This window comes from Methylobacterium terricola (assembly GCF_006151805.1).
Lineage (GTDB): Bacteria > Pseudomonadota > Alphaproteobacteria > Rhizobiales > Beijerinckiaceae > Methylobacterium > Methylobacterium terricola.
In genome coordinates this window covers 36,754-49,023 of the sequence record NZ_VDDA01000008.1, presented here as the reverse complement: position 1 = coordinate 49,023, position 12,270 = coordinate 36,754, and the positions used below count along the sequence as shown (strand labels likewise).

At 70.3% G+C, this 12,270-nt stretch carries 10 protein-coding genes; 4 read left to right on the top strand and 6 right to left on the bottom strand.

Annotated elements, in window-relative coordinates; translation table 11 throughout:
* Nucleotides 1-35 precede the first annotated feature (35 nt).
* From FF100_RS18285 to FF100_RS18270, 4 genes are all read left to right on the top strand, one after another.
* Nucleotides 36-992 (top strand): substrate-binding periplasmic protein, encoded by a 957-nt coding sequence (locus FF100_RS18285; RefSeq protein ID WP_246102153.1) that lies wholly within the window; start codon nt 36-38, stop codon nt 990-992.
* Between the two features lie 205 nt (nt 993-1,197).
* Nucleotides 1,198-1,869, top strand: coding sequence for an amino acid ABC transporter permease (locus FF100_RS18280; protein ID WP_139037120.1), 672 nt, complete (start codon nt 1,198-1,200; stop codon nt 1,867-1,869).
* A gap of 10 nt (nt 1,870-1,879) precedes the next feature.
* On the top strand, nt 1,880-2,554 hold the full coding sequence (locus FF100_RS18275; protein ID WP_171070232.1) for an amino acid ABC transporter permease: 675 nt from the start codon (nt 1,880-1,882) through the stop codon (nt 2,552-2,554).
* Between the two features lie 21 nt (nt 2,555-2,575).
* Nucleotides 2,576-3,583, top strand: coding sequence for an NAD-dependent epimerase/dehydratase family protein (locus FF100_RS18270; RefSeq protein ID WP_139037119.1), 1,008 nt, complete (start codon nt 2,576-2,578; stop codon nt 3,581-3,583).
* A gap of 355 nt (nt 3,584-3,938) precedes the next feature.
* Here FF100_RS18270 and FF100_RS18265 read toward each other — a convergent pair whose 3' ends face one another.
* From FF100_RS18265 to FF100_RS18240, 6 genes are all read right to left on the bottom strand, one after another.
* The gene (locus FF100_RS18265) at nt 3,939-4,574 is read right to left on the bottom strand and encodes a helix-turn-helix domain-containing protein (RefSeq protein WP_139037118.1); all 636 of its coding nucleotides are present in this window, start codon (nt 4,572-4,574) and stop codon (nt 3,939-3,941) included.
* A gap of 53 nt (nt 4,575-4,627) precedes the next feature.
* Nucleotides 4,628-5,926 (bottom strand): NAD(P)/FAD-dependent oxidoreductase, encoded by a 1,299-nt coding sequence (locus FF100_RS18260; protein WP_139037117.1) that lies wholly within the window; start codon nt 5,924-5,926, stop codon nt 4,628-4,630.
* Nucleotides 5,927-6,152: 226 nt separating this feature from the next.
* The gene (locus FF100_RS18255) at nt 6,153-6,908 is read right to left on the bottom strand and encodes an SDR family NAD(P)-dependent oxidoreductase (protein WP_139037116.1); all 756 of its coding nucleotides are present in this window, start codon (nt 6,906-6,908) and stop codon (nt 6,153-6,155) included.
* Between the two features lie 27 nt (nt 6,909-6,935).
* Nucleotides 6,936-8,102 (bottom strand): NADH:flavin oxidoreductase/NADH oxidase, encoded by a 1,167-nt coding sequence (locus tag FF100_RS18250; protein WP_139037115.1) that lies wholly within the window; start codon nt 8,100-8,102, stop codon nt 6,936-6,938.
* A gap of 9 nt (nt 8,103-8,111) precedes the next feature.
* A complete protein-coding gene (locus tag FF100_RS18245; protein WP_139037114.1) occupies nt 8,112-10,127 on the bottom strand; it encodes a hydantoinase B/oxoprolinase family protein in 2,016 nt (671 codons plus the stop codon).
* Nucleotides 10,124-12,172: a hydantoinase/oxoprolinase family protein gene (locus FF100_RS18240; protein WP_139037113.1), complete on the bottom strand. Its 2,049-nt coding sequence runs from the start codon at nt 12,170-12,172 to the stop codon at nt 10,124-10,126. The genes FF100_RS18245 and FF100_RS18240 overlap by 4 nt, the downstream gene beginning before the upstream one ends.
* Between the last annotated feature and the right edge of the window lie 98 nt (nt 12,173-12,270).

Here is a 12,270-nt window from a genome sequence, read left to right as displayed (position 1 = left end):
CGGCGCACGGCAAGCCCGAACGGGCGCCGGCGCCGATGCGCCGGACGCCTTGGCATCGATGTGTCGATGCCAAGGCGCGAGGGTATGAGACGGATCGTCAACGCACCATCGAAACAAGGGGATCACCGATGATCGGACATCTTTGCCGCCGGGTCGCGGCGGCTGCGATCGTGCTCGGCCTCGTCGCCCTGCCCGCCGGGGCGCAGGAGGCGGATCACCCGGGCGGCAAGACGCTCGTCGTCGGGACCGATTTCGGCGTTGCGCCGTGGATCATGCGTGGCGCCAGCGGACCCGAGGGCTTCGGCAACGACCTCATCGTCGAGATCGCCAAACGGCTCGGGCGTCCCGGCGTCGAGATCGTCGACGTGCCGTTCTCCGGGCTGTTCGCCGCGCTCTTCGCCAAGCGCATCGAGTTCACGGTGAACCCGCTGAACATCACGGCGGAGAGGGCCGAGCGCATGCTGTTCACCGAACCCTTCTTCGCCACCGGAAACGGCTTCCTGACGCGTGCCGGCGAGACGATGAAAGGGTTCGAGGATCTCAAGGGCAAGGCAGTCTCGGTCAATCGCGGCACGATCTCCGACACCTGGGCCACCGCGAACGCGGAGGCATACGGCTTCGAGGTGCAACGCTACGACAGCTTCCCCGATACCGTGCAGTCGGTGATCACGCGGCGCTCCTTCGCCGCGCTGAACGAGATCCCGACCACCGTCTATGCCGCCAGCCGCAACAAGGCGCTCACCGTCGCCTTCAAGGACTTCAACGGCCGCAACTTCGGCTATGCTTTCCGGCTTGAGAGCGTTGCGTATCGCGACAAGGTCGAAGCCGTGATCGAATGCCTGAAGGCCGAGGGCTGGCTCGCGAAACTGTACGAGAAGTGGTACGGCACCGCGCCCGAGAAGGGAACGTCGATCGACATCGTCTATCCCGGCTACGGTGCGCCAGGTTTCAAGAACTACGATCCGACACCGCACGCTCCAGCCTGCAAGTGATTCCTTGCAGGTGATTCCTTGCAAGTGACGTCTTGCAGGTGAATTTCTGCAAGAGAATCCCTGCAAGTGACTCGCCGCGAGCGGCACGTCTGCCCCTGAGTCGTAACCCCTCCGTCCTCTACATCCGGCCGGAGACGGCCAAGCCTTCAGCGCCGTCGGAATCGAGGCCCAGGGGTCTCCTCTCCCGGCTTGTCCGAGTGCAGCCATGGACCGGATCGTCGACAACTACTTCAATTTGCACGTCATGGCGGAGGCCTTTCCCGCCGTGCTGCGGGGATTCGGCATCACCGTGCTGGTCACCCTGCTGGTGATCGTGTCCGGGCTCTCGGTCGGCCTCGGACTGGCCGTGCTGAGGACGCAGCGCATCCGCGCGGTCGATCTGCTGATCGTGGTCTACATCGATGCCTTCCGGACGCTGCCACAACTCGTCGTCATCATCGTCATGTATTTCAGCCTGCCCTATGCCGGGCTCGCGCTGTCGCCCTTCGTCACGATGGTCTTGGCACTGGGCATGATCCTGTCGGCCTTCGCGGCGGAGATCTTCTGGTCGGCGATGCTCGCCGTACCACGGGGTCAGAGCGACGCGGCCCGCGCGCTCGGATTGCGGCCGCGCCATGTGCTGACGCTGGTCGTCCTCCCCCAGGCGATCCGCTTGGCCCTGCCGATGCTGACCAACCGGGCGATCGCCATCGGCAAAGGCACCGCGCTGGGAACCGCCGTCTCCCTGCCGGAAACGCTCGGCCAGGCTCAGAGCGTCATGGCGATCGTCGCCAACCCGTCGCCGCTGACTCTGGCGGCGCTCTTCTACCTGGCGCTGTTCATCCCCCTCGTCGCACTCAGCCGCGTGGTCGAGACGCGGTTCGGACCGGGGCATTGAGGACGGAGACATGATCGAACTCTTCGTCGAAAATTTTTTCAACCTCGACTCTCTGCTTCAGGTCTACCCGCTGCTGTTGCAGGGATTGCAACTGACCCTCCTGCTCGCGGTCGTCGCCCTGCCGCTCTCGATCCTGTGGGGATTGGCCCTCGCGGTGGCGTATTCCTTCCATGTTCGGATCCTCAACGTCGCGCTGATCTGCTACATCGATCTCGTGCGCGCCTTTCCGGTCGTGGTGCTGCTCGTGCTGATCTTCTACGGTCTGCCGCTGCTCGGCCTCAAGCTGGGAGGTTTCACCGCGGCGGTCCTGGCGATCGCCCTCAACAATTCCGGATATTACGGCGAGATTTTTCGCGCCGGCATCGAATCCATCCCCAAGGGACAGCGGGAGGCGGGCCGGTCGCTCGGCCTGCGCGACTGGCAGGTGATCGCTCTCATCGTCCTGCCTCAGGCGCTGCGCAAGGCGCTGGCCCCTTTCGCCAGCAACTCGCTCGAACTGGTCAAGACGACCTCCATCGCGGCGCTCGTCGCGCTGCCGGAACTGCTGCGCTCGGCCCGCGTCGCCCAGGAGCAGACCTACAATCCGACGCCGCTGATGGCGGCGGCGGCCCTCTACGTCGTGCTGCTCTGGCCCTTCGCACGCTGGGTGGCGGTGCTGGAGCGGCGCGCGCAGATGCAGCGCTGAGGCGGGGAAAGGATCGCGAGCATGTCGTGCAGCACAGCCCCGGCCATGAAGGTCCTGATCACCGGCGGCAGCGGCTTCGTCGGCCTTGCCCTCGCGGAGAAGCTGCTGGCGGATGGTGCGGAGGTCTGCCTCTTCTCCGCCGCGGCACCGCCTCCCGCGCTGGCCGATCGGCTCGCCGGCGACCGCCTGCGCGTCGTCACGGGCGATGTCCGTTCGGCCGACGACGTGGATTCCGCACTCGCCCTGAGCGGGGCCACCCGTCTCGTCCATGCCGCCGCGATCACGCCGGGGCCGGAGCGGGAGCTGCGCGAGGCCCGCACCATCCTCGACGTCAATATCGGCGGCACGGTCAACGCCGTCGAGCGCGCTGCGGCGGCCGGCCTTGCACGGGTCGTCGTCCTCAGTTCGGTCGCCGTCTACGGCTTCTCCCCGCCCGCCGCCTCGGGCCTCTACGAGGAGGCGGGCTCGGCGCCTGCGCCGGCGACGCTCTACGGCATCTCCAAGCTCGCCGCCGAGCAGACGGCCTTGCGGCTGGGCGCCTTGCACGGGCTGGACACGAGGGTCGTCCGTCTCGGGCCGGTCTTCGGGCCGTGGGAATACGCCACCGGCCTGCGCGACGCGATGAGTCCGCACCGCCAGATCCTCGCCGCCGCCCGCGCCGGCCGGCCGGTCGTCCTGCCGCGTCCGATGCGGGCGGACTGGCTCTATTCGCGGGATGTCGGCGCCGGCCTCGTCGCGCTTCTGCACAGCGAGACCCTCACCCACAGGCTCTACAACCTCGGGGCTGGCCGCGTGAGCGATCTGCCCCAATGGTGCGTCGCGCTCGAGCGGGCGGGACTGCTCGTCGACTGGCGCGTGGCGCGAGAGGGCGAGGCATCGGAGATCCGCTACAATCTCGCGCAGGATCGTGCCGCCTTGGCGACCGACCGCATCGCGGCCGATACGGGCTTCCGACCGGGCGCCAACCTGGAGGCACAGGCCGGCGATTACCTTGACTGGCAAGGGCGTGCTGGAAAATTGCAATATTAAGACGCCAGAATCTTCCGTATATTCATAGTCATATCGCTGCCTTGAGGTTGAATATATTCGAAATTTCACGACGGTGAGAGTGATATGATGCGACACCCTCTCCCTGATGATGGAGGCAACGGGAGAGCTGTCCCGGCTGTCGGACGGGCAAGGGCAGGCGATCACGCCGGTCAGGCCGACCACCCGCTTGGCGCGCATCGCAAGGGTGACCGCAGGCGCCGCGCGGGCATCCTGCACGTCATCCACGTCCGGTCGTCGCTGGACGGACAGTCCGAGCGGGTAGGGGGTCTCCCCCGACACCATCCACAACCGCTTCAACGGATGGTGGCGGCGATCCGGTTCGGGAGAGGACCGGTCACTCCGGCGTGGCAAATGCCGGTCCGGCCATGATCCAGACGAGCTCCGCCGGTCGCGGACCATCGTTCCACAGAACGTGTGGCAGGGCGGCGGAGAACTGAAAACTGTCGCCCTCGTTCAGGACACAGCTGTCGGCACCGACCGTGAGATGGATCCGCCCGCGCAGCACCAGCCCGGCCTTCTGCCCCTCCTCGCGAATCACCTCGTCGATGCGTGCCCCGCTCGGCATGGTCACGAGCAGCAGGCGCAGCCCTTCGGTGGCCGCGGGCGACAGGATCGCCTTGTGGATGGCCAAGGGACCCACGATGAGATGGGGCCGGGCGGCGAGGCGGCGGACGAAGACGGGGTCGGTACTCCGGGCCGGCGTACCCTCAATGAGCGTCGTGAGCGAAACCCCGAGCGCGATACGCAGGCGCTCCAGGGTCTTGAGGCTCGGATTGCCGAGGCCTCGCTCGATCTGGCTGATCACCCCGGCCGACAATCCCGCCCTGATCGCGAGCTCCGAGGTCGACAAGCCGGCGCGCAGGCGCAGGCTGCGGATGCGTTCACCCATCGCGAGCGTGTCGAGGGTATCGTCGAGAGCGTCCCGCGGACCCAGCGGCTCAGGCGACGTCGGATCCATCTCGTCCTTCACTCCCGGTCGTGGGCCCGTCCTTCGCCTGACGCAACGTCGGAATCAATCCCCGGTCATGCGCTCCGCCGCGCCGTGCGCCGGGCGGCGAGGCGGTCGCGAAGGCTGAGCCACGCGAACACGCCCGGCATGAACCAGGCGGTGCCGTTCATCAGCGGCACGAAGCCGGGAGCCCGAAAGTCGAGGGCCGAGATTCCGGCCTGGTCGCCCAGGACCTGGAGGGCGGCCTTCTGACCGGCCCACCGCGCCCAGACCACGCCGGAGCCGCAATAGCCCGCGGCGTAGCGCACGCCCCGGCGGCTGAAGATCCGGGGGATCATGTCGCGGTTCATGGCGACGTAGCCGTACCAGCTCTGGGCGATGTCGACCCCGTCGAGGGCCGGGAAGATGTCGGCGAGGGCCCGCCGCAGGTTGTCGACCGGCCAGTCCGGGTCGCCGGCGATCGTGCCGTCGCGGCCGCCGAACAGGATCCGGGTCCCGTCGGGCGAAGGGCGGTAGTAGTAATGCAGCCGGCGCGTTTCGGTGTACATCATCCGCGGCGGCATCAACTCGCCCATCAGGTTCGGCGAGAGCGGCGCGGTCGCGACGATGCGGCTGCGGACCGGGACCAGGCGGCGGCGCAGCCAGCGATCCGCGGCGTCGGTGTAGCCGTTGGTGCCGACGATGACGTGGCCGGCCCGCACGGTTCCCCGCGCCGTCGTCACCGCGTGGCCGTCGCCCTCCTGCCGGATGCCGAGCACCGCCGTCTCGCCGTGGATCGTCGCGCCCGCCTCCCGCGCCAGGCGCAGCATCCCGGCATGGAACTTTCCCGGATGCAGGCCGCCGATATCCATGCGGACATTGCCGCCATGATAGTAGTCGGTGCCGATATACTGGCGCTGGTCGGCGCGCGAGACCGGGTGGGCGTCGATGCCGAGGGTGCGCTGCAGGTGCTCCGCCTCGCGGGCGAGGCCGTCGTAATCCTCCGGGGTCGCCGCGCCGGCGAAGCGGCCGGTCAACCGGAAGTCGCAGTCGATGCCCTCGCGCGCGATGAAGGCGTAGAGGTCCTCCCGCGCCGCCTTGGCCTCGGCCAGGACCGCGTCGGCCCGCGCCTCGCCGAAGCGGCGCACCATCTCGGCGCGGCTGAGGCGCAGGTTGCCGCTGGTGATGCCGCCATTGCGGGTCGAGGCGCCCTCGCCGGGATGCTGGCGGTCGAAGACCTGGACCGATCGCCCGGCCCGCGCGAGCGTGATCGCCGCCGACAGCCCGGTATAGCCGGCCCCGACCACCGCGACGTCGCAGGTCTGGGCGACCGGCACCTGCGGCAGCGTCGCCAGGGGCGCGGCCTGCCACCAATAGGCGTCGCGCACACTCATTCGATCCTCCCTTGATCCGCGCTGAGAGCCCTGCCCGATCACGCGGCAACCGAGCGATGCTCTAAGTTTCTGACTTTGCAGCATTTTCTTCGACGAACCGGTGTCCGCTCCGTCGGAGAATGCTCCAAGCAGACTTGCGTTGGCAGGCCAACGCTTCGCCCGCTCAGGGTCTTGTTCTGTCGCAGAGTTTTGGCGCCGAACCGGTAACCGCTTCGGCGAAATCTGCTCAGAGGCGCCCGCCGTCGACGGCCAGGATCTGGCCGGTGATCCAGCCCGCCTGCTCGCTCGCCAGGAACAGGGCCGCCGCGGCGATGTCCTCGGGCGCGCCGAGGCGGCGGGTGTGGAGCGAGTCGAGGATCCGCGCCTGCCCGGCCTCGCCGTAGGCCTCCCACTGCGCGTGGGTCGCCGGGTTGGTGAGGATCAGGCCCGGCGCGACCCCGTTCACCGTGGTGCCGTGCGGCCCGAACTCCCAGGAGAGCTGGCGCACCACCCCGACGAGGGCATGCTTGGCCGCCGCGTAGGCCTGGATGCCGGTGAGGCTCGGCCGCAGGCCCGCGCCGGAGGCGATGGCGACGATCCGGCCCCAGCCGGCCTGCCGCAGGTGCGGGGCGGCGGCCTGGGCGACCCAGAAGGCCGCGTCGACATTGGCCTGGAACAGGGCCCGCCACGCCGCCTCGGTCACCGCCTCGATCGGCCCGCCGACCTGGCCGCGCACGCCGCCGGCGGCGAGTGCCAGGATGTCGAGCCGCCCTTCCTGGCCAAGGACGTCGCGCACGAGCCCGTGCGCCACCTCCCGGTCCGAGAGGTCGCCGGCCTTCGCCGGCAGGCCGAGGTCGCGCCCGACTGCCGCGACGCCGTCGGCGTCGAGATCGGTCAGGTGCACCCGCGCGCCGGCATCACGGAACGCCTGCGCGAGGGCGCGTCCGATTCCCTGCGCGGCGCCGGTCACCAGCACCACGCGCCCATCGAGACGGATGTCCATGATCGCCGTCCTCCTCGTGCCCGGTCGTCAGCCCGCGATGCCGATGCGCTCGCGCAGTTCCAGCCACCACCCGTAGGAGGGCGGCCAACGGCGCCACTCCGGGTCCGCGCCGAGCGCCTGCGCGGCGTGCAGCGCCCAGTGCGGGTCGGTCAACGCCTCGCGGCCGATGGCGATGAGGTCGGCCTGGCCCGCCTGCAGGATCGCCTCGGCTTGCGGCCCATCGAGGATCACCCCGACCGCCATCGTCGGAATGCCGGTCTCGCGCCGGATCGCCTCGGCATAGGGCACCTGATGGCCACGCTGGAGCCGCGTGCGGGTCTTGGCGTAGTCCATCATCGAGTTCTCGGCCCGGATCCCGCCGGACGAGCAGTCGATGACGTCGACGCCGCGGGCGGCGAGCTCGCGGGCGAGCACGATGCTGTCCGCGATGGTCCAGCCGTCGCTGCGAGTGTCGAGGTCGGGGCGCCAGTCGACGCAGGAGATGCGGAACAGGAGCGGCTTGCCCGCCGGCCAATGCGCCCGCACGCTCTCGGCGACCTCGAGCGCGAAACGCATCCGCCCGGCCCGATCGCCGCCGTAAGCATCCTCGCGGCGGTTCGAGACCGGCGAGAGGAAGGAGTGGATCAGGTAGCCGTGGGCGGCGTGGATATCGAGCACGTCGTAGCCGGCCCGGGCCACCCGGGCGGCGCCGCGGCCGTAATCCTCGACCAGCCGGGCGATCTCGTCGGTGGTCATCGCCCGCGGCTGGTGCCAGCCCTCGACGCTGCGCCCGTCGGAAGCCGCGACCGGCTGCCAGGGCGTTTCGCCCCGCGCCGCCTCGGCCGCGCCGAGGGGGCCGAGGCCCTCCCAGGGACGCTGGCGCGAGGATTTCGGGCCGGCATGGTGGAGCTGCGCCGCCGCGAGGCTGCCCTGCTCCTGCACGAAGGCGGCGATGCGGGCAAGCGGCGGCACGTGGTCGTCGGACCAGATGCCGAGATCGCCGTAGGTGTTGCGCCCGACCGGATCGACGATCAGCGCCTCGGTCATCACCGTGCCGGCCCCGCCGACCGCGTATTTGGCGAGATGCTGGAAGTGCCAGTCGGTGGCGAGCCCGTCGGGGGCCGCCTTGTACATCTGCATCGGGGCGATCACGACCCGGTTCGGGAAGGCGACCTCGCGCAGGCGCAGTTCGCTGAACAGCAGGGTCTCGGCCATCGCGCCCTCCTACTCGCCCGCCCGCGCAGGCGTGCGGATCGCCGCGAGCCGCGGCAGGTCGCCGAAGCGCGCGCACAGGGCCTCGTAGGCCGCCTCGACGTCCGGCGCCCCGCCCCCCGCGGGCGCCTCGCGGCCCTTGAGGGCGCCGAAGACCTGGTGCTTGACGAAGAAGCGCCAGGTGACCGGGATTGCGGCGAGGATCCGGGTGAGGGTCGCGTAGCGCTCCTCCGTCCAGACCCGCTCGAAGGCGACCCGGCCCGGTCCGTGGCCGAATGCAGGCCCGTCGCTCTCCGGCGACCGCTCGCCGCGCAGGCGGGCGGTCGCCGCGGCATCGAGGGCGAGGTCGGGTCCGAGCACGACGCCGTAATCCTCCCGCGCCCGCGCGGCCGAGACGAAGCCCCGGCGCACGTCGGCGATCACCTCCTCCGTCGGGCGCGCGAGCGGGTCGCCGTAGCCGCCGGCGCCCGGGCCCTGGATCAGGATGATGTCGCCCGGATCGCAGGGCACGATGTCGATGGAACCGAGCTCCACGACGGCGTCCGTGCCGGGGTTGCGGGCGAAGCGCGATGGGGCGCCCGAGCGGCCGCCGCGCAGGCCCCAGGCCGAGAAGACCGAGCGGTCGCGGTTGCGCGCCGTCACCATCGATTGCGGCGCGAAGAGCTGGAACTCCATCTCCAGGGCCGTGCCGCCGCGCCAGCGCCCCGGCCCGCCGGAATCCGGCACCAGCCCGTAGCGCAGGATCCGCACCGGCACCTCGGCCTCGTTGATCTCGACCGGGGTGTTCTTGAGGTAGGACATGTTGGCGCCGCAGCCCTCGGCACCGTCGGCCCCCGGGCTGCCGCCGCCGCCGCCGCCGACCGGCCCGATCGAGGCCATCACCGCGCGTCCGGTGCGGGTCGAGGTCTTGACGTTCATCAGGCTCATGCCGCTGCCCGGCGAGGCCGGCATCCGGTCGGGCAGGGCGCGGCAGAAGGCGCCGAGCACCACGGTCTGGGCGAGGTTGCACATCAGGCTGCGCATGCCGACCGCTGCCGGCATCACGGCATTCATCACCGAGCCCTCCGGCAGGACGGCGCGGGCCGGCCGCACGAAGCCGGCATTCAGCATCGCGGTCCGGTCCTGGGCGTAGAGGGCGTAGACGACGCCGACCATCGCCAGGGCGTGGCGCTCCTTGCCGCCGGTCGGCACGTTGAGGGACGAGGCGAGCTGCGGGTCGCTGCCGGTGAAGTCGAGGGTCAGGCTGTCGCCGTGGATCGTCAGGGTGACGGCGACCCGCACCGGATAGCCGCCGGCCTGGTCCTCGTCGGCGTAGTCGGCGAAGAAGTACGCGCCATCGGGGATCTTGGCGATCACCGCCCGCGCCTGGCTCTCGGCGTAGTCGAGCAGGCCGGCCAGGCCATCGCGAAAGTCGTCCTTGCCGAAGCGGTCGATGATCTCGTGGATCTTGCGCTCGCCGACGTTGACGCAGGCGATCTGGGCGTTGAGGTCGCCCCAGTTCTGCTCCGGCAGACGCACGTTGTTGGCGATCAGCCGCAGCAGGTCCTCGTTCATGACGCCGTCGCGCATCAGCCGCATCGGCGGGATGCGCAGGCCCTCCTGGTGGATCTCGGTCAGGCTGCGCGACAGGGTCGCCGGCACGGCGCCGCCGACATCGGTGTTGTGGATGTGGCAGCCGACGAAGCAGACGATCTCGCCATCGCGAAAGACCGGCTTCCAGATATGGACGTCCGGGGTGTGGGTCGCGACGTAGCCGGCATAGGGGTCGCTGGTGAGGCAGATGTCGCCCTCGCGGTAGTCGAAGAGCGGGATCACCTCGCCGTAATCGAGGCCGGTATACCACGTCGCCCCGAAGGTCTTGGGGGACGCGACGGTCAGCCCCTCGGGCGTCAGCACCTGGCAGGAAAAATCCTCGGTCTCCTTGACGAAGGTCGAGTGCGCGGTGCGCATCAGGGTCCAGCCCATGCTCTCCGCCGCGGCGGCGCAGTAATTGGCGAGGACCTGGAGATTCGTGCGGTCGAGCGTCACCGGGCGGCCTCCGGGCTGATGCGCAGGTTGGCGTAGGCGTCGACCCGCGCCGCGAGGCCCGGGGGCAGGATCGTGGTGCAATCGTCCTGGGTGACGATGGCCGGCCCCGCGAAGGTCTGGCCGGGGCGGAGGTCATCGCGGCGGTAGACCGCGACCTCGCGCTCGGCGCCGTCGAGGAAGGCGGTGGTCGTGCGCACCATCGGGGCCGGGCCGGGACTAAGATCGTGGCGCGGCAGGTCCGGCTTGACGGTGCGGCCGCTGACGACGAGCCGCAGCGAGATCACCTGCAGGGCGGCGTGGCGGTCGGCATGGCCGTAGACCCGCTCGTGCTCGGCGTGGAAGGCCGCAGCGATCGCCGCGACGTCCCCGGCCTCGGCGCTCGCCGCGTCGATGGCCGTGTCGATCTCGAAGGACTGGCCGCGGTAGCGCAGCTCGGCCGAGCAGGCGAGGGCGGCCGGGCCGTCATAGCCCTGATCGCCGTGCAGCCAGGCGAGCCCGCGGCTTTTCAGCTCCGCGAAGGCCTCGCGCAGGGCCGGCGCGAGGTCGGGGGTCAGGTCGGCGTAGAGAGTCTTGATGAAGTCGTTCTTCAGGTCGGCGATGAGGCCGCCGAGGGCCGAGAGCACGCCCGGCGTCAGCGGCACCACGACCTCGCGCATGCCGAGCTCGCGGGCGAGGAAGCAGGCCATCATCGGCCCGGCGCCGCCGAAGGCGAGGCAGGAGAATTCCCGCGGGTCGATGCCGAAGCGCGACACCAGCGCGCTCACGTCGGTGTACATGCCCGAGACCGCGATCCGGATGATCGCCTCGGCGGTCTCCTCGACGCTGCGCCCGAGCGGGCGGGCGAGGTCGCCGACGACGGCGCGGGCGCGCTCGCGGTCGATCGTGACGGCGGCGTAGCCGATCTCGGCAAGACCGACGAGGCCGAGCGCCGCGAAGGCGTCGGTGATCGTCGCACGCATGCCGCCGCGGCCGTAGCAGGCCGGGCCCGGCCGCGAGCCGGCGCTCTCGGGCCCGACTTTCAGCACGCCCTGTCCGTCGATCCAGGCGATCGAGCCGCCGCCCTCGCCGATCGAGGACACCGAGACCGATGGAATATGGATCTGGAAGTCGCCGATCTGCTCGCCGGTGCCGTATTGCGGCTGACCGTCGACGATGATCGCCACGTCCGCCGAGGTGCCGCCGATGTCGAGGCTCATGCAGCGCGGGATGCCGCAGGTCTCGGCGACGTAGGCCGCGCCGATCACCCCCGAGGCGGTGCCCGAGAGGATCATCTGCACGCACTCGCTCTTGCCCTGCTCGGCGGTCATGATGCCGCCGTTGGACTTGGTCAGCCGCGGCTCGGGCGCGACGCCGATCGAGTGCAGGGCGGCCTGGAGCGAGCCGAGATAGTGCGCGACCCGGGGTTGCACGTAGGCGCCGATCGCCGCCGTGATGGTCCGCTCGTATTCGCGGATGATCGGCCAGGTCGCGCTCGACAGGAAGACCGGGAGCCCGGGCGCGAGCCCCTCGATCATCGCCTTCGCGGCCTCCTCGTGGGCCGGGTTGCGGTAGGCGTGGAGGAACGACACCACGATGCCCTCGGCGCCCGCCGCCTTGGCGCCCGCCACCGCCGCGCGCAGGCTCTCGGGGTCGAGCGGCTGGAGCTCGCGCCCGTCCGCGTCGAGGCGGCCGGCGACGCCGAAGACCCGGTCGCGGGGGATCAGCGGCGCCGGACGCTTCGAGAGCAGGTTGTACATGTCCGGGATCTTGAGCCGGGCGATCTCGAGCACGTCGCGAAAATGCTCGGTGGTGAACAACGCCAGACGCAGGCCCTTGCGCTGGATCACCGTGTTGATGCCGACCGTGGTGCCGTGGGTGAAGTAGGCGATGTCCGCCGGGCCGATGCCGTAGCGCTCGCCCGCGAGCTTGATGCCGGCGATCACCTCCGCCCCGGGCTCGTCGGGGCGCGAGAACACCTTGAGGCTCCTGAGGCTCTGCGTCGCCTCGTCGAAGAGGGCGAAGTCGGTGAACGACCCGCCGATGTCGACGCCTACCCGGTAAACCATGACCTTGCCTCCCGGCCGGGCTTGGCCCGGCCTCAGACAGACCGCCGGGCTTGGCCCGGCCTTGGAGAGACTGCCGCGCTCGGCCCGGCCTTCGAACG

Coding starts and splice junctions, on each gene's coding strand:
- FF100_RS18240 (WP_139037113.1), bottom strand. CDS start 12,172: ATGGTTTACCGGGTAGGCGTCGACATCGGCGGGTCGTTCACCGACTTC.
- FF100_RS18260 (WP_139037117.1), bottom strand. CDS start 5,926: ATGAGTGTGCGCGACGCCTATTGGTGGCAGGCCGCGCCCCTGGCGACG.
- FF100_RS18285 (WP_246102153.1), top strand. CDS start 36: ATGCGCCGGACGCCTTGGCATCGATGTGTCGATGCCAAGGCGCGAGGG.
- FF100_RS18270 (WP_139037119.1), top strand. CDS start 2,576: ATGTCGTGCAGCACAGCCCCGGCCATGAAGGTCCTGATCACCGGCGGC.
- FF100_RS18275 (WP_171070232.1), top strand. CDS start 1,880: ATGATCGAACTCTTCGTCGAAAATTTTTTCAACCTCGACTCTCTGCTT.
- FF100_RS18280 (WP_139037120.1), top strand. CDS start 1,198: ATGGACCGGATCGTCGACAACTACTTCAATTTGCACGTCATGGCGGAG.
- FF100_RS18255 (WP_139037116.1), bottom strand. CDS start 6,908: ATGGACATCCGTCTCGATGGGCGCGTGGTGCTGGTGACCGGCGCCGCG.
- FF100_RS18250 (WP_139037115.1), bottom strand. CDS start 8,102: ATGGCCGAGACCCTGCTGTTCAGCGAACTGCGCCTGCGCGAGGTCGCC.